The organism is Aeromonas taiwanensis, assembly GCF_000820165.1.
GTDB lineage: Bacteria > Pseudomonadota > Gammaproteobacteria > Enterobacterales > Aeromonadaceae > Aeromonas > Aeromonas taiwanensis.
In genome coordinates this window covers 1-16,838 of sequence record NZ_CDDD01000047.1, presented here as the reverse complement: position 1 = coordinate 16,838, position 16,838 = coordinate 1, and the positions used below count along the sequence as shown (strand labels likewise).

Here is a 16,838-nt window from a genome sequence, read left to right as displayed (position 1 = left end):
GCCCCTTTCATGCTTTTTACGGCCAAGGCGATTGAATCTCATCTTTGCGCCCCCATATACTCAGCCAAGCGCTTTGCCAACGGTATAACAAGCCGAGAGGACATATATGAACCTAGAGCGTTCAGAACGCATCGAGATTCCCGTCCTGCCTCTTCGTGACGTGGTGGTTTACCCCCACATGGTCATTCCACTCTTTGTGGGGCGGGAAAAATCCATTCGCTGTCTGGAAGCGGCCATGGAGCAGGACAAGAAAGTCCTGCTGGTGGCCCAGAAGGATGCGTCGACTGACGAGCCAACGGTGGAGGAGATCTTCTCCGTCGGGACAGTGGCCAACATTCTGCAGATGCTCAAGCTGCCGGACGGCACCGTCAAGGTGCTGGTGGAAGGGGGCCAGCGTGCCCGCCTTGAGCGGATGATCGACGATCGCGACTTCTTCGTCGGCGAGGCGCAGTACATCTCATCCGCCCCCATCGAGGAGAAGGATCAGGATGTGCTGGTGCGCTCCGCGATCGGCCAGTTCGAAGGCTACATCAAGCTCAACAAGAAGATCCCGCCCGAGGTGCTCACCTCGATTTCGGCGATCGATGACGCGGCGCGCCTGGCCGATACCATGGCTGCCCACATGCCGCTCAAGCTCGAAGACAAGCAGAAGGTGCTGGAAATCGCCTCCGTGTCCGAGCGCATTGAGTTTCTGATGGCCATGATGGAGTCGGAGATCGACCTGCTGCAGGTCGAGAAGCGCATCCGCTCCCGGGTCAAGAAACAGATGGAGAAGAGCCAGCGGGAGTACTACCTCAACGAGCAGATGAAAGCCATCCAGAAAGAGCTGGGTGAGCTGGAAGACAGCCCGGACGAATTCGAAGCCCTCAATCGCAAGATTGAAGAGGCGGGGATGCCGGAGGATGCGCGCGAGAAGGCCCAGGCCGAGCTCGCCAAGCTGAAGATGATGTCCCCCATGTCCGCCGAGGCGACCGTCGTGCGCAGCTACGTGGACTGGATGGTGCAGGTGCCCTGGAAGGCCCGCTCCAAGGTCAAGAAGGACCTGGGCAAGGCGCAAGAGGTGCTGGACGCGGATCACTATGGCCTGGACAAGGTCAAAGATCGCATCCTCGAATATCTGGCGGTGCAGGCGCGGGTGAACAAGCTCAAGGGCCCCATCCTCTGCCTGGTCGGGCCTCCCGGTGTGGGCAAGACCTCCCTCGGTCAGTCCATCGCCAAGGCGACCGGCCGCAAGTACGTGCGCATGGCGTTGGGTGGTGTGCGCGACGAGGCGGAGATCCGCGGTCACCGCCGTACCTACATCGGTTCCATGCCCGGCAAGCTCATCCAGAAGATGGCCAAGGTCGGCGTGAAGAACCCGCTGTTCCTGCTCGACGAAATCGACAAGATGAGCTCGGACATGCGTGGCGATCCCGCCTCCGCCCTGCTGGAGGTGCTGGATCCCGAGCAGAACAGCAGTTTCAACGATCACTATCTGGAAGTGGATTATGACCTCTCGGACGTGATGTTCGTGGCCACTTCCAACTCCATGAACATCCCGGGTCCGCTGCTGGACCGGATGGAAGTGATCCGCCTGTCCGGTTACACCGAAGACGAGAAGCTCAACATCGCCAAGCAGCATCTGGTGGCCAAGCAGATCCAGCGCAACGGCCTGAAGCCTTCCGAGATCACCATCGAGGATTCGGCGCTGATCGGGGTGATCCGCTACTACACCCGCGAGGCGGGGGTACGCAGCTTGGAGCGCGAGATCTCCAAGATTTGTCGCAAGGCAGTCAAACGCATCCTGCTGGACAAGAGCATCAAGCATGTTCAGGTCAACCAGGAGAACCTCAAGGAGTTCCTCGGGGTGCAGCGCTTTGACTACGGCAAGGCGACCGATCAGAACCAGATTGGTCAGGTGTGCGGGCTGGCGTGGACCGAGGTGGGGGGCGATCTGCTCACCATCGAGACCACTAACATGCCGGGCAAGGGCAAGCTCACCTACACCGGTTCCCTTGGGGACGTGATGCAGGAGTCCATCCAGGCGGCCATGACGGTCGTGCGGGCCCGTGCTGAGAAACTGCGCATCAATGCCGACTTCTACGAGAAGCGCGACATCCACGTGCACGTACCGGAAGGGGCGACCCCGAAAGACGGTCCGAGCGCCGGCATCGCCATGTGTACCGCCCTGGTCTCCAGCCTGACCGGCAACCCGGTGCGCGCCGATGTGGCCATGACCGGCGAGATCACCCTGCGCGGCGAAGTGCTGCCCATCGGGGGTCTCAAGGAGAAGCTGCTGGCGGCTCACCGCGGTGGCATCAAGCGGGTGCTTATCCCGAAAGAGAACGAGCGGGACCTGGAAGAGATCCCGGCAAACGTCAAACAAGACCTTGAAATTTATCCGGTTCGCTGGATTGACGAGGTGCTTGCACTGGCGTTGCAAGAGAATCCGCAGGGTTTCGAACGCGTTTCTGTCGTGTAAATGTTGATGCGCCGCAAATTTGGTGCATTCGGGGGGTGGTTAAGGCTTGCATGCGCCGGACAACGGAAGTAGCCTTGACCACCGATCGGGTACTCATGATGAGTCGCAAGGCGTGATGTGGCGCGGGTTTGCGCCAGATTGTCACTTGCAACTGATCAGGAGGCTTGTTATAAAACCTCCACTTGTTGTGGCCAGGGAAATCAGCGCCGCAGCGATGTTCGATAAAAGGGGAATATAAGAGTGAATAAATCTCAACTGATTGACAAGATTGCAGACGGTGCTGATATCTCCAAAGCTGCCGCTGGTCGTGCGCTGGATGCTTTCATTGACGCCGTGGGCGAAGCTCTGAAAGAGGGTGACCAGGTTGCTCTGGTTGGCTTCGGTACTTTCGCCGTGCGCGAGCGTGCTGCCCGTTCTGGCCGTAACCCGCAAACTGGTGCGACCATCGAAATCGCCGCCGGTAAAGTTCCTGCCTTCAAAGCCGGCAAGGCCCTGAAAGACGCGGTCAACTAAGCCGGTCGCTGATATCACATCGGCACCGTCCTTGGTCTTTGACCAGACAAGTGAGAGGGCTCTCCCTCATACTGATTGACCAAGGCGCATCGCAATCGGTGCGCCTTTTCATTATTTACGCCCATCGAGTTCGGGAGCATAAGTACAAACATGATGTTGGATAAACTACGCGAAGGGGCGCAGGGCAAGGTAGCCAAGGTTATCTTGGGCCTGATCATCCTCTCCTTTGCCTTGGCCGGCGTAGGCAGCTACCTCAATGGCCCGGCACGTACCGCCCCCGCCACCGTCAATGGCAATGACATCAGTGCCCCCGCACTGGAGAATGCCTACCGCAACGAGCGGGCCCGCATGGAATCCCAAATGGGTGAGGCCTTCAACCAGCTGGCTGCGAACCCCGACTACATGAAACAGTTCCGTCGTGGCGTGCTGGATAGGTTGATCGATCAGGCACTGATCGATGACAAGGCTCGCACACTCGGCCTGCGCGTCAGTGACGAGCAGATCAAGCAGGCCATCGTCGCCATGCCGGAATTCGCCGAAAACGGCAAGTTCAGCAACGAGCGCTACCTGCAGCTCATCCGTCGTGCCGGTATGACGCCGGAGATGTTCCGCGACTCCCTGCGCCAGGACATGGTGCGTCAGCAACTGATGGGCGCCGTGCTGGGCTCCGAGTTCGCCCTCAAGGGTGAAGCCGAGCAACTCGACCGGCTCTACAACCAGACCCGGGATCTGCGTCTGGTGCGCCTGGCCGCGTCTGCCTATGTGGACGGGATCGAGGTGAGCGATGCGGAGATTGAGCAGTTCTACAAGGCCAACAGCAACCGCTTCATGAACGACGAGACGGTCAAGGTCGATTACCTGCTGCTGGACGCTGCTGCCCTTGGCAAGAACATCAAGGTCACCGAGCAGGATGCCCAGGATTATTATGACCAGCATCAGGACCTGTTCCAGCGTGCCGAGCGCCGCCAGGTGGCCCACATCCTGATCCCGTTCGGCAAGGATGAGAAAGCCGCCGAGAAGCAGGCTGACGAGCTCCTGGCCAAGGCCAAGGGCGGCGAAGACTTTGCCGCGCTGGCCAAGGCCAACTCCTCCGACACCTTCTCCGCCAAGAAGGGCGGCGAGCTGGACTGGTTCGAGAAAGGGGTGATGGATCCGGCTTTCGAGAAAGAAGCCTTTGCACTGGCCAAGGTCGGGGATCTCTCCACCGTGGTGAAAAGCCCGTTCGGCTTCCACGTCATCAAGCTGCTGGGCGTCGAGCCCGCCAAGACCAAACCCTTCGTGGACGTGATGAGCGATACCATCGCCCGCCTGCAGTCTGACAAGGCGAAGGAGCAGTTCTTTGCCGAGCAGCAGAAGATGGCCGACAGCAGCTTCGAGAACCCGGACTCCCTGGATCTGACCGCAGAGACCATGGGCCTCAAGGTGCAGTCCACCGGTTACTTCAGCCAGGCCGATGCCCCGGCGCCGCTCAATGATCCCAAGGTGCTCTCCGTGGCCTTCTCCGAGCAGCTGCGCGATGACAACACCAACTCCGACGTCATCGAACTCTCCGATGGCAAGGCCCTGGTGCTGCACATCATGGGTCACCAGCCCAGAGCGGCCAAACCACTGGCCGAGGTGAAAGAGCAGGTGATCGCGGCCATCAAGCACGACAAGGCGAGTGAAGTGGCGCGGGGCAAGGCCCAGGGCCTGCTGGACAAGCTACATGCCGGCGAGGACATCCAGGCCGATCTGACCGCCCTGGGGCTGAAGGTGGAGACCCACAACGGTGTGGCCCGCTTCGCCCAGGAGATGGATCAGAACCTGGTGGCCCAGGCCTTCCGCATGCCTCATCCGAAGGATGGCAAGCCGAGCGTCGAGCTGGTGACTGAAGCCAATGGAGACCGCGTGGTGGTGGCCCTGGACAAGGTCAACGTGACCAAGGAGCCATCCCAGATGGTGAGCCTGCTACAAGGGCAGCTGGGCCAGGGCAAGGCACAGGCGGACTACAAGTCGCTCATCGACGAGCTGCGCAAGGCAGCCAAGATTGAGTACTTCACCGATGTGGAAGCCGCAGTCGAATAAGTCAGACCGGCCCGTCCACCTTGAAAACGGCTCCTATATGGAGCCGTTTTTTTATCTGCACGCGGCAGGAGGGGCGTGCTGCCAGCCCTGGTCGAGGATGAGTAACACCAAGGGGGCTTACTGGTCGGCATCCCAAGGCAGGTTGGCTTGCCAACAGACATAAAAAAACCGGCGCCTGGGCGCCGGTTGTCACTGGGAAAGCGGGGGTGGGTTAGACGACGCCCTGGGTACGCAGGTAATCCTCGTAGGTGCCGCCGAAGTCGCGGATGCCATCTTCAGTCAGCTCCAGGATGCGGGTCGCCAGGGAGGAGACGAACTCACGGTCGTGGGAGACGAAGATCAGGGTGCCCTTGTACATCTCCAGCGCCAGGTTCAAGGATTCGATGGATTCCATGTCCAGGTGGTTGGTCGGCTCATCCATGATCAGGATGTTGGGGCGTTGCATCATCAGCTTGCCGAACAGCATGCGGCCCTGTTCACCACCGGAGAGCACCTTGACCGGCTTCTTGATGTCGTCCTGGGAGAAGAGCAGACGGCCCAGCACGGAGCGTACAGCCTGCTCGTCTTCGTTCTCCTGCTTCCACTGGGCCATCCAGTCGAACACGTTGAGGTCGGTGTCGAAGTCCTCGGCGTGATCCTGGGCGTAGTAACCGATCTGGGCGTTCTCGGACCACTTGATGGTGCCGGTATCCGGTGCCAGTGCACCCACCAGCGTCTTGATCAGGGTGGATTTACCGATCCCGTTGGTACCCAGAATGGCGACCTTCTCGCCCACTTCCAGCATCATGTTGAGGCCCTTGAACAGGGGGCCCTCGCCATAACCCTTGGAGACGCCTTCGATCTCCAGAATGTTGCGATAGAGCTTCTTGTCCTGCTCGAAGCGGATGAAGGGGTTCTGCCGGCTGGAGACCTTCACTTCCTCAATCTTGATCTTGTCGATCTGCTTGAGGCGGGATGTGGCCTGGCTGGACTTGGAGGCGTTGGCGCTGAAACGGGAGACGAAGGACTGCAGATCGGCGATCTGGGCCTTCTTCTTGGCGTTGTCGGCCAGCAGGCGTTCACGGGCCTGGGTGGCGGCCGTCATGTACTCGTCGTAGTTGCCCGGGTAGACGCGCAGCTCGCCGTAGTCCAGATCCGCCATGTGGGTGCAGACGGAGTTCAGGAAGTGACGGTCGTGAGAGATGATGATCATGGTGCTCTCGCGATCGTTGAGCACCTGCTCCAGCCAGCGAATGGTGTTGATGTCCAGGTTGTTGGTCGGTTCGTCCAGCAGCAGGATGTCGGGGTTGGAGAACAGCGCCTGGGCCAGCAGCACCCGCAGTTTCCAGCCCGGCGCCACTTCGCTCATGGGGCCGTTGTGCTGCTCGATGGGGATGCCGGCACCCAGCAGCAGTTCGCCTGCGCGGGACTCGGCGGTGTAGCCGTCGTACTCGGCGACCAGACCTTCCAGCTCGGCGGCCTTCATGTAGTCGTCGTCGGTCGCTTCCAGGTTGGCGTAGATGGCGTCGCGTTCGGCGATGGCGGCCCACAGCTCGACGTGGCCCATCATGACCACGTCCAGCACGCGCATCTCTTCGTAGGCGAACTGATCCTGGCGCAGCTTACCGATGCGCTCGTTGACATCCAGGCTCACATTGCCGCCGGTGGGTTCGAGATCGCCGCCGAGGATCTTCATGAAGGTGGACTTGCCACAGCCGTTGGCGCCGATGAGGCCGTAGCGGTTGCCACCGCCAAACTTGACGCTGATGTTCTCAAACAGCGGCTTGGCGCCGAACTGCATGGTGATGTTGTTGCTTGAAAGCACTGGAATGTCCCGGTTGGTCTGTCAAATGGCGCGCATTATGGCACAGATCCCCCAAAAGTTTTAGCAGGAACTGTGATCTGGCCCCATTGCAGGGGCGAAGGTTTCACGACAAGGCCCCCTCTGGGCTGCGGCGCCTTTCGCGAGGTGAGCCGAGGGGGCGGCCATGAAAAAAGCCGGCACAGGGCCGGCTTGGAGGCATGGAGTGGATCTTAGTGAGCGGAGGCGCCGGAGGCACCGAGCCCGGTCTGGGAGCGAACGAACTGCGGGAAGAACTTCGCGTGCTCGTCGGAGGCTGCCTGGGACTTGTCGGTCACCGAGAAGAACCAGATCCCGATGAATGCCAGCGCCATGGAGAATAGGGCCGGGTATTCGTAGGGGAAGATGGCCTGGGCGTGACCCAGTACCTTCACCCACACGGTCGGGCCCAGCACCATCAGGGTCACGGCGCTGATGAGGCCGAGCCAGCCGCCATAGACGGCGCCACGGGTGGTCAGGCGGGACCAGAACATGGAGAGGAAGAGCACCGGGAAGTTGCAGCTCGCGGCGATGGAGAAGGCCAGGCCCACCATGAAGGCGATGTTCTGCTTCTCGAACAGGATGCCAAGGCCGATGGCCACCACACCCAGGACCAGGGTAGTCATCTTGGAGACGCGCAGCTCGTCGGCTTCGTTGGCCTTGCCCTGCTTGAGCACACAGGCATAGAGGTCGTGAGAGACCGCGGAGGCACCTGCCAGGGTCAGACCTGCCACGACCGCCAGTATGGTGGCGAAGGCCACGGCGCTGATGAAGCCCAGGAACAGGCTGCCACCCACCGCATCGGCCAGGTGAACCGCCGCCATGTTGGTGCCGCCCAGGAGGGCGCCGGTGGCGTCCTTGAAGTCAGGGTTGGTGCTGACCAGCAGGATGGCGCCAAAGCCGATGATGAAAGTCAGGATGTAGAAGTAGCCGATGAAGCCGGTGGCATAGAACACAGACTTGCGGGCTTCCTTGGCGTCGCTCACGGTGAAGAAGCGCATCAGGATGTGGGGCAGGCCGGCGGTGCCGAACATCAGCGCCAGACCCAGGGAGATGGCGGAGATGGGGTCGGCGACCAGGCCACCCGGGCTCATGATGGCCGCGCCGTTGGCATGGACCTTGACCGCTTCGCTGAACAGGGCACCGACGTCGAAGTTGACTGACTTCATCACCATGATGGCCATGAAGGAGGCGCCGGAGAGCAGCATCACCGCCTTGATGATCTGTACCCAGGTGGTGGCCAGCATGCCGCCGAACAGCACGTAGAGCACCATCAGGATGCCGACCAGCACCACGGCAACATGGTATTGCAGGCCGAACAGCAGCTCGATGAGCTTGCCGGCCCCCACCATCTGGGCGATGAGGTAGAGCGCCACCACCACCAGGGAACCGCTGGCGGAGAGGCTGCGCACCGAGGTCTGCTTGAGGCGGTAGGAGGCCACGTCGGCGAAGGTGTACTTGCCGAGGTTGCGCAGCCGCTCCGCGATCAGGAACAGGATGATGGGCCAGCCCACCAGGAAGCCGATGGAGTAGATGAGGCCATCGTAACCCGAGGTGTAGACCAGGGCGGAGATGCCGAGGAAGGAGGCGGCGGACATGTAGTCACCGGCAATGGCCAGGCCATTCTGGAAGCCGGTGATGCGCCCGCCGGCGGCGTAGTAGTCGGAGGCGGAGCGGTTGCGCTTGGAGGCCCAATAGGTGATGAAGAGGGTGGCGGCCACGAAGGCCACGAACATCACGATGGCCGAGATGTTCAGGGGCTGGCGTTGCACCTCGCCACTGATGGCATCGGCCGCCAGCAGCGGGGTGGAGACCAGACCGGTCAACAGCAGCAGAGACTTGCCTTTCATGATTGCACTCCCTTGAGGATCTTGTTGTTCAGCTCGTCAAACTCGCCGTTGGCCCGAAACACATAGACACCGGTCAGCACGAAGGCCGACAGGATGAGACCTATCCCGACCGGGATGCCGCGGGTAATGCTGGAGCCTTCGCTCAGGGGGGTACCGAGCCAGCCGGGGGCGAAGGCAATGAGCAGGATGAACGCCAGGTAGAGCCCCAGCATCAGGATGGAGAGGGTCCAGGCAAAGCGCTGGCGCTTGGCGACCAGCGCCTGGAAATTGGGATCTTGCTGGATCCTCAGATAGTGTTGCTGTTCCATTGCAGTTCTCCGTGACGGTTGTGTCCGCTGTGAATGAAGGGTGTCCCTACCGAGCAGTAGGCTGCTCATGTAAGCAAAATGTGAATTAAATGTTATTTTCGGACAATTAGACTTTGGGATAAGCCAGGGGGCCGCCCTGGTGCAGGCGGACAAAGATGAGGGCGGCCGCGATGGCATCGGCCAGTGCGTCGTGGGGGGGCAGGGGGGGCAGCCCGAGGTGGTGGCAGATGGCGGCCAGGTGCAGGTCGATGACGGCGTCGGGATAGCGCCGGTAGAGCCGGTCGTGATAGAGCCGGCTCACCTCCACCCCCTCCTGGGGGAGCCTCAGCCCCCACATTCGCTGGCAGGCGAGGTTGAGGATGCGCAGATCATAGGGGATGTGATAGCCCACCAGTTCGCGGGGGCCGATGAAGGCGAGGAGCTCGCGCAGCGCGGCCTCCAGCGCCATGCCCTGCTGCAGGTCCTGATGGCGCAGGCCGTGGATGGTCACCGACTGTGCGTTCAGGCTGGGGGGCGGTTGCACCCGTAATGAGAGCGCCTCCCCGGTCAGCAGGCGATTCCCCTGGATGCGCACCGCCCCGATGGCCACGATGTCGGCCCGCTCGGGATCCAGGCTGGTGGTCTCCAGATCCAGGGCCACCCACTCGTCGGCGGGAGGGGGCCCGAAGAGGGGGGCGAACTCCCCCTGCAGGAAGGCGCGCCCGTACCAGTAGCGGCGCCAGCGGCTCACGATGCCCATGGAGGCCTCACTGCCTAAGACGAAAGTGCAAGGTGAGCCATTGCTGGAACTTCTTCACCCGATGCAGGGCGTGGCGCAGCAGATCACGCTCACCGTGGCCGAGCCCGGCCACGCGCACCCGTCCATCCCCCTCCTGCAGCTGAGCCCGCAGCCGCAGCCGGATGAAGAGCCGGAAGACCTCCGCCAGATCGGCGCCATAGTCGTTGCTAAGGCGCCCCTGGGCGACCAGGGCATCGATGCGCCCCGTGGTCGAAGTCTCCAGGATCCCCGCCTCCAGGGAGAGCACCCGTACCCCGTGCACCAGGGGGAAGAGGCCGCCCCGCTTGAGATCCAGCCCCTCGGGATCCTGCTCCAGCCGGCCAAAGAGGGTGAGGGGGGCGTGGAAGGCGACGGCGGCCCGTGCCATCTCCGCCAGCAGATCCGGCCTATCGGCCAGGTGTGCCCGCAGGGCGCGGGCGACGGGGGCGAGCCGGGATCTCTCCCCGGCGATGGCTTGGGCATCGGCAAGGGTGGCGAGCCAGAGCAGATCCTCCTCGCTGGCCCGCACGCAGGCCAGTTCGATCTGCCCCTGCCACTGCTTCCCTTCCTTCACCCAGTCCGGGTTGCTCACCATGACATGCCCCGGACAGGGGGGATAGCCGAGGCGCGCCAGCAGGGCGCTGAAGGCGGCCAGATCCGCCTCCCGGGTGGGCCAGTCCGAGCTGTCCGGCAGGATCATGGCATTGTCCTGATCGGTCTTCTGGATCTGCTCGCCCCGCCCCTCCGAACCCAGCATCAACAGGCAGACCTGCTCCTGCTGCTCTGGGGGGATCACCAGGGCGAAGGCCCTGGCGATCAGCTGTTCGTTGATGGTGGCGATGAGTTTCATCAGGAAGAGGGTGTGGATCCCCTGGGCGAACAGGGAGCGCACGAGTTGCTGCTGCTCCCGGGCCACCGCCTCGAGAGCCGCCGGCGAGTCGGCCCGGGCGATGCGCAGGGTGAGCACGTGGGAGTGGGCGGAGAAGAGCCCGAGTACCTGGGTCAGGTGCAGGATGCCCGCCACCTCCTGTCCCTGCCAGATGACGAGGCGCTTGATGCGGTGGCGCGTCATCAGCAGGAGGGCATCGAACAGATAGCTCTCCAGTGGCAGACCTATCAGCGGAGTGGGGGTCAGCACCGCCAGCGGTGCGGTGATCGGCAATCCCTTGAGGGTGAGGGCGTGGAGCAGGGTCTTGCGGGTCGCCAGGCTCAGGCTGCCGTCGGCAGCGGGGTAGAGCAGGCAGTCGGTGCCCTTGGCCACCATGGCTTCGGTGGCGGCCAGCAGGGACAGGCGGCCGTCGACGATGAGGGGCGCCTGCAGGTGGCCTGGCGCTATGCGCGTCAGGATGAACTCCGCCAGGTTCTGTTGCCCGAGCTGGCTGCGACGCTCCTGCTCCCGCTGGCGATCGGCCAGGGTGGCGGTGAAGTAGCGGGCGACGTCGGGGTGCTCGTCACACAGGGTCAGAAAGACGGAGCGGGGAATGAGCTGGCAGAGGGTGTCTTCCAGCGCGGCGAAGCGGTGGCGGCAGCGTCCGTCGAACTGAGCACGGACGTCGAACATGTCCCCCTCGCCATAGTCGCCAAACGACTGGTGGGGGGCCGACTCTTCCACGGCCCCCTTGATGATGAGGTAGAGGCCGGCGGGCTCGTCCCCCGGGCTCTGCACCGTCTGGCCGGCGCGAAAGTAGCAGATGCTGAGGTGCCGGCCGAGACGCTGGCGGGCCTCGTCGTCCAGGCAGTCGAACGGCGGGCGGGCAAAATTGAACAACAGTGACATGACAGGCTCCGTCGTGACCATGGGGCCAGTCTGGCAAAGGCGCCGGAGCCGGGCCAGCCGACTTTAGTCGCAGAGCGCCAGAGGCCTTCCTGTACCTGCCGGTAACACTCTGGTAACGTTGTGGTATGACCAGTTTAAGGGAAGAGACGGAGAAGGAGATGGAAAGACCAAGGGTCAAATGGGTGTTTCAGGACGGTATCGCCGAGGTGATGCTGAACCGGGGCGACAAGCTCAATGCGCTGGATCGCGCCATGTTCAGCGCCATCGACGAGACGCTCGATGAGGTATCCCGACAAAAGGGGCTCAGAGCCGTGATCCTGCACGGGGAGGGGCGGGCCTTCTGCGCCGGACTGGATGTGAAATCCATGCTGAGGCAGCCGGTGGCGGCGCTCGAGATCCTCAAGCGCGAGGCGGACGAGGCGACCAATCTGGCCCAGCGGGTGGCTTATGGCTGGCACCAGTTGCCGGTGCCGGTGATCGCCGTGACCCAGGGGGTCTGCTTCGGGGGCGGGCTGCAGATCGCCCTTGGTGCCGATTTTCGTTTCAGCACCCCGGATTGCCGCTTCTCGGTGATGGAGATCAAGTGGGGCATCATCCCTGACATGAGCGGCAGCGTCACCCTGCGCAACCTGATGGGGATGGACACCGCCATGGAGCTTGCCATGAGCGGGCGCGAGCTGGAGGCCGCCGAGGCCAAGTCGCTCGGGCTGGTGAGCCGGGTGTGTGCAGATCCCCTGGAGGAGGCGCGGGCATTCGCCCGAACCCTCATCACCAAGTCGCCGGATGCGCTGGCGGGCATCAAACAGCTCTACACCCAGGCCTGGGCCCGCAGTGACGAGGCCATGCTGAAGGAGGAGACCCGGTTGCAGAAGCAGATCCTGGGGCGCCCCAATCAGTGGCGGGCTACCCTCAACAGCCTGCTGCACTGGCGTCTGCCGTTCGGGCCGAGGCGCAACGCCCTGTGAGCGGGTGACTCATCTGCAACAGCAATAAAAATGGCAGCCGAGGCTGCCATTTTTTATCTGCTTGTTTGTCAGGGGATCAGGTGGGTTCGCGATCCGGCTCGAACGGGTGGCCGGATTGCTCCTGCTGCAGGTTCTGCTCGGAGCGGCGGCCGGTCCAGTAGTCGGCGTTCTTGATGCCAAGCTTCTCCGGATGGAACACGGGATCCAGCCCCATGGCCTTCTGGGCTTCATAGTCCTTCAGGCAGGCGAAGGCGGGCTTTTGCAGCAGCAGGATGGCGCCGATGTTCAGCCAGGCCATCAGGCCGACCCCGATGTCACCCAGACCCCAGGCGAGATCGGCGGTCTTGACGGTGCCGTAAACGGTGGAAGCCATCAGTGCCAGTTTCAGCAGGAAGGTGAGCCAGGGACGGTTGATCTTGCGGTTGATGTAGGCAATGTTGGTCTCGGCGATGTAGTAGTAGGCCACTATGGTGGTGAACGCGAAGAAGAACAGCGCGATGGCGACGAAGGAGTTGCCAAAGCCCGGCATCATGCTCTCCATGGCGGTCTGCACATAGCCCGGGCCTGCGGCCACGCCGGCGATGCCGGTGTAGAGTGCGGCACCATCCGGACCCTGCACGTTGTACAGGCCGGTGATGAGCAGCATGAAGCCGGTGGCGGAGCAGACGAACAGGGTGTCGATGTAGACGGAGAACGCCTGCACCAGGCCCTGCTTGGCCGGGTGGCTCACCGCGGCGGCGGAGGAGGCGTGCGGGCCTGTGCCCTGGGCGGCTTCGTTGGAGTAGACGCCACGCTTGACGCCCCACATGATGGCCAGGCCCAGAATGGCACCGAAGCCGGCTTCCATCCCGAAGGCGCTCTTCCAGATCAGCAGGATCACGCCCGGCAGCTGGCCGATGTTCAGGGCGATGATGACACAGGCGACGATGATGTAACCCAGCGCCATGAAGGGGACGACGGTACTGGCGAAGTTGGCGATGCGCTTGACGCCGCCAAAGATGATGAAGCCAAGCAGCAGGGCGAGACCGGCGGCCGTCACGTTCGGGTCGATTTCGAAGGCGGTCTGCAGGCTGGAGCCGATGGAGTTCGCCTGTACGCCCGGCAGCAGCACGCCGCAGGCGAAGATGGTGGCGATGGCGAAGGTCCAGGCGTACCACTTCATGCCGAGCCCTTTCTCGATGTAGAAGGCCGGGCCGCCGCGGTATTCACCGTTGATCTTCTCCTTGTAGACCTGACCCAGGGTGGACTCCACGAAGGCGGAGCTGGCGCCGAGGAAGGCCACCATCCACATCCAGAACAGGGCGCCCGGGCCGCCGAAGGTGATGGCGGTGGCCACACCGGCGATGTTGCCGGTACCGACGCGACCGGCCAGGGTCATGGCCAGGGCCTGGAAGGAGGAGACACCTGCATCCGTGCTCTTGCCATCAAACATCAGGCGCACCATCTCCTTGATGTGGCGCAGTTGCAGGAAACGGCTGCGCAGGGAGAAGTAGAGGCCTACCCCCAGGCACAGGTAAATGAGCGCTGGGCTCCAAATCACGCCATTGATGGCATTGACGATCTCATTCATGTACAACAACTCCTTTGTTGCGCTGTCTTGGCGAGGTCTGTGCCTCGCTCCCTTAACATTGAAATAGGTGGTGACCAAGGGGGTCACTCAACACGTCACTCAACACATAGTGCAGGACTTTCGACTGGATGGTCCGCGGGATTCAACATATCGGTTTGTACAGGCCCTTCCTAGTGAAAAGTGTTGTTTCTTTGTTAATTTGTGAATTGACATTAACAAACGATGAATGGAACTGGACAAGGTTCGGTACTTACCCATCATCTGCATCTTTTTCAGGTCCAGGGGCCCAGGGGGCATAATGCAAATAGGAGGCCAGGAGTGACAACGAAGGAAAATGACTGCACCATTCGCCCCGCCGAGGGGGAGGATGGGGCCGCGTTGTCGGTGTTGTTTGCCCAGTTGGGCTACCCGAACCCTGACGGCGAGGTGGCCGTGCGCCTGGCCGAGCCCGAGCCGGCCCGGGAGGTGCTGGTCGCGAGCCTTCATGGCCGCATCCAGGGTGTGCTGGTGTGGCATCGGCTGCAACCCATGCACCTTGCACCAGCCTGGGGCCTGATCTCGGCGCTGGTTGTCGATGAGGGTGCAAGGGGTGAGGGGATCGGCGCCCTGCTGCTGGCGGTGGCAGAGCAGCGGGCTGCGGCCCTGGGGTGCTGCCAGCTGGAGCTCTCCAGCAGCCTCAAGCGCGAAGGGGCGCACCGTTTTTATCTGGCGCAAGGCTATAGCGAGCGCCCGAAACGCTTTGTGAAAGCGGTCTGATTGGCAAGAGGAGTCCCAGTGTTCTGGTCCAGGTTGAAAGCGGTATTTGGTGGTGCATCCCCCATGGAGCGTGCGCTCCCGGGGGAACAGGAGTGGCGGCAGGCCCTGGCGGCCGTCCCCATCCTGCAGGGGCTTCCCGCCGGGGAGGAGGAAAAGCTGATCGCATTGGCGCACCATTTCCTCTCGCGTAAGACGATCACCCAGATTGGTGTCGAACTGAGTCCCCGACAGCAAGGCGTGCTGGCTCTGCAGGCGGTGTTGCCCATCCTGCATCTGGGGATGGATTGGTATCGCGGTTTCCACGAGGTGATCATCATCCCCGAGCCCGTCACCCGCCGTCAGGAGGTGCAGGACGAGTTCGGGCTGGTGAGCGAGTTTGAAGAGGAGAACGCCGGCGAGTCCTGGCCCCAGGGGCCGCTAGTGCTGGCCTGGAGCGAGCTGCAGCAGGATGGGGACTGGGATGGCTTCAATCTGGTGATCCATGAGCTCGCCCACAAGCTCGACATGCTGGGAGGGGATGCGGACGGGGCGCCGCCGCTGCCGGCCGGCATGGATCCACGGCAATGGACCCGGGTGTTGCAGCAGGCATTCGACGAGATGAACGAGCAGCTGGCCAGGGGGGAGGTGACCGAGATCGATCCCTATGCCGCCTCGCACCCCGCCGAGTTCTTCGCGGTGTGCAGCGAGAGCTTCTTCACCGATCCGCTGCGCCTGCGCGCCGTCTATCCCGCCGTCTACGAGCAGCTCGCCCACTTTTATGGGCAGCAGCCCGCCGATCGCTTCCCTGCTACCCGGCTGCTGGCGGGGGGCACAGCGGAGCAGGAGCCGCTTTAGCCACCGACGACAGATAGACAAAAGGCACCCGAGGGTGCCTTTTTCACAAGCGATGTCGCATGCCTGTCAGGCAGCGGCTTTCAGCTGGGCGGGAGCGGCTTTCTTCTGCTCGCCGATGGGCATCACGGTGCGACCGAACTGCTCGTTGATCACGGTGGCCATGGCCAGGTAGATGGCGCTGGCACCGCAGATGATGCCTTCGAAGCCGGCGATGGTGCCGATCAGGGTGCTGCCGGTGAAGTCACGGGCGGCCAGCAGGAAGAACAGCACGGTCAGGGAGGCGAACACGAACTGCTTCACGCGCGGGAAGTTGACGGTACCGACCAGCATGAACAGGGTGAAGACGCCCCACATCAGCAGATACCAGCCCATGTAGGCGTGGGGAGTGGCTTCGGCCAGACCCATGGTCGGCATTACCAGCAGGAACACCAGGCTCCACCAGAAGGTGCCGTAGGAGATGAAGGCGGTGACACCGAAGGTGTTGCCACGCTTGTACTCCATGATGCCGGCGATGATCTGGGCCAGACCGCCATAGCACAGACCCATGGCCAGGATCATGGCGCTGATGGGGAAGAAACCTGCGTTATGGATGTTCAGCAGAATGGTGGTCATACCGAAACCCATCAGACCCAGAGGGGCAGGGTTGGCCAATTTTTCGCTCACGTGGTGTTCTCCAACAATAGAGGTGGGGTTGATAAAAGACGCGCGATTTTAGGCAGCCTCTTGGCCCCGGGCAAGGGGGTAAGGGGCTGAAACGGTAAAAAAATGACACAAAGTTTTACGCAGCCAACCATTCGTGGGATTACGGTAGGCAACACGTGAAGGAATAACGTTTTCTTCGTTGCATTTTTGTGTTTTTGGTGTCGGAAATGAAACTGGGTAACGAATGAGGCAATGACCCCGTAGGCAGCGAACGGGCGCTGCGGGACTTGGATGCAAGCAGAGTTTGGTACAAAAAAACATCTCATATGCCATCAGACAATGGGTGTTTACCACCATTTCTCTCACCTCCACTCCCAGACAACCGGCATGCCCTTTTCTGCCGGCCACTCGGAGGCGGACGGGGGAACTCTTGCGAGGGGGTCGGGGAAGGGAAGGGGCGAGGCCGCCAGTAAAGGATGGGAGTGGCGCCAAGCGGCGAACGGGCGAGGCGCCACCCGGGGT

At 62.2% G+C, this 16,838-nt stretch carries 13 protein-coding genes; 6 read left to right on the top strand and 7 right to left on the bottom strand.

Features of this window, described 5'->3' with window-relative positions; all coding sequences use genetic code 11:
• Nucleotides 1-106 precede the first annotated feature (106 nt).
• The 3 genes from lon (at nt 107) to ppiD (ending at nt 5,038) form a co-directional block, all read left to right on the top strand.
• Nucleotides 107-2,461 (top strand): endopeptidase La, encoded by a 2,355-nt coding sequence (lon, locus tag BN1136_RS07870; protein ID WP_043760969.1) that lies wholly within the window; start codon nt 107-109, stop codon nt 2,459-2,461.
• A 240-nt stretch (nt 2,462-2,701) separates the two neighbouring features.
• Entirely contained in the window at nt 2,702-2,974 is a 273-nt protein-coding gene (hupB, locus tag BN1136_RS19785; RefSeq protein WP_005315375.1) for a nucleoid-associated protein HU-beta, read from the top strand.
• Between the two features lie 150 nt (nt 2,975-3,124).
• Nucleotides 3,125-5,038 carry a peptidylprolyl isomerase gene (ppiD, locus tag BN1136_RS07860; RefSeq protein ID WP_043760967.1) on the top strand — a complete coding sequence of 638 codons (1,914 nt, stop codon included), beginning with the start codon at nt 3,125-3,127 and terminating at the stop codon, nt 5,036-5,038.
• A gap of 211 nt (nt 5,039-5,249) precedes the next feature.
• On the opposite strand, the gene BN1136_RS07855 is transcribed toward ppiD, so the two are convergent.
• The 5 genes from BN1136_RS07855 to BN1136_RS07835 form a co-directional block, all read right to left on the bottom strand.
• A complete protein-coding gene (locus BN1136_RS07855; protein ID WP_043760966.1) occupies nt 5,250-6,842 on the bottom strand; it encodes an ABC-F family ATPase in 1,593 nt (530 codons plus the stop codon).
• Between the two features lie 209 nt (nt 6,843-7,051).
• Complete coding sequence (locus tag BN1136_RS07850) at nt 7,052-8,707, bottom strand: cation acetate symporter (protein ID WP_043760965.1); 1,656 nt, start codon at nt 8,705-8,707, stop codon at nt 7,052-7,054.
• On the bottom strand, nt 8,704-9,015 hold the full coding sequence (locus BN1136_RS07845; protein ID WP_043760964.1) for a DUF485 domain-containing protein: 312 nt from the start codon (nt 9,013-9,015) through the stop codon (nt 8,704-8,706). Before BN1136_RS07845 ends, BN1136_RS07850 begins: the two co-directional genes overlap by 4 nt.
• A 106-nt stretch (nt 9,016-9,121) precedes the next feature.
• Entirely contained in the window at nt 9,122-9,748 is a 627-nt protein-coding gene (locus BN1136_RS07840; RefSeq protein ID WP_043761107.1) for a 3'-5' exonuclease, read from the bottom strand.
• A 13-nt stretch (nt 9,749-9,761) separates the two neighbouring features.
• Nucleotides 9,762-11,549 carry a putative nucleotidyltransferase substrate binding domain-containing protein gene (locus BN1136_RS07835; protein ID WP_043760963.1) on the bottom strand — a complete coding sequence of 596 codons (1,788 nt, stop codon included), beginning with the start codon at nt 11,547-11,549 and terminating at the stop codon, nt 9,762-9,764.
• A 158-nt stretch (nt 11,550-11,707) separates the two neighbouring features.
• On the opposite strand from BN1136_RS07835, the gene BN1136_RS07830 reads away from it, so the two are divergent.
• Entirely contained in the window at nt 11,708-12,514 is an 807-nt protein-coding gene (locus tag BN1136_RS07830) for a crotonase/enoyl-CoA hydratase family protein (RefSeq protein WP_043760962.1), read from the top strand.
• A gap of 76 nt (nt 12,515-12,590) precedes the next feature.
• Here the strand turns inward: BN1136_RS07830 and BN1136_RS07825 are convergent, their stop codons facing one another.
• On the bottom strand, nt 12,591-14,084 hold the full coding sequence (locus tag BN1136_RS07825) for an alanine/glycine:cation symporter family protein (protein ID WP_043760961.1): 1,494 nt from the start codon (nt 14,082-14,084) through the stop codon (nt 12,591-12,593).
• Nucleotides 14,085-14,402: 318 nt separating this feature from the next.
• On the opposite strand from BN1136_RS07825, the gene BN1136_RS07820 reads away from it, so the two are divergent.
• Nucleotides 14,403-14,840 carry a GNAT family N-acetyltransferase gene (locus BN1136_RS07820; RefSeq protein ID WP_043760960.1) on the top strand — a complete coding sequence of 146 codons (438 nt, stop codon included), beginning with the start codon at nt 14,403-14,405 and terminating at the stop codon, nt 14,838-14,840.
• 18 nt (nt 14,841-14,858) lie between these two features.
• Entirely contained in the window at nt 14,859-15,674 is an 816-nt protein-coding gene (locus BN1136_RS07815; protein ID WP_043760959.1) for a M90 family metallopeptidase, read from the top strand.
• A 66-nt stretch (nt 15,675-15,740) separates the two neighbouring features.
• Here BN1136_RS07815 and BN1136_RS07810 read toward each other — a convergent pair whose 3' ends face one another.
• Nucleotides 15,741-16,337 carry an acetate uptake transporter gene (locus BN1136_RS07810; RefSeq protein ID WP_043760958.1) on the bottom strand — a complete coding sequence of 199 codons (597 nt, stop codon included), beginning with the start codon at nt 16,335-16,337 and terminating at the stop codon, nt 15,741-15,743.
• Nucleotides 16,338-16,838 lie beyond the last annotated feature (501 nt).

Excerpts from the sequence above, each read along its gene's own strand:
- BN1136_RS07850 (WP_043760965.1), bottom strand. The coding sequence starts at position 8,707 with ATGAAAGGCAAGTCTCTGCTGCTGTTGACCGGTCTGGTCTCCACCCCG.
- lon (WP_043760969.1), top strand. The coding sequence starts at position 107 with ATGAACCTAGAGCGTTCAGAACGCATCGAGATTCCCGTCCTGCCTCTT.
- BN1136_RS07825 (WP_043760961.1), bottom strand. The coding sequence starts at position 14,084 with ATGAATGAGATCGTCAATGCCATCAATGGCGTGATTTGGAGCCCAGCG.
- ppiD (WP_043760967.1), top strand. The coding sequence starts at position 3,125 with ATGATGTTGGATAAACTACGCGAAGGGGCGCAGGGCAAGGTAGCCAAG.
- BN1136_RS07835 (WP_043760963.1), bottom strand. The coding sequence starts at position 11,549 with ATGTCACTGTTGTTCAATTTTGCCCGCCCGCCGTTCGACTGCCTGGAC.
- BN1136_RS07830 (WP_043760962.1), top strand. The coding sequence starts at position 11,708 with ATGGAAAGACCAAGGGTCAAATGGGTGTTTCAGGACGGTATCGCCGAG.
- BN1136_RS07845 (WP_043760964.1), bottom strand. The coding sequence starts at position 9,015 with ATGGAACAGCAACACTATCTGAGGATCCAGCAAGATCCCAATTTCCAG.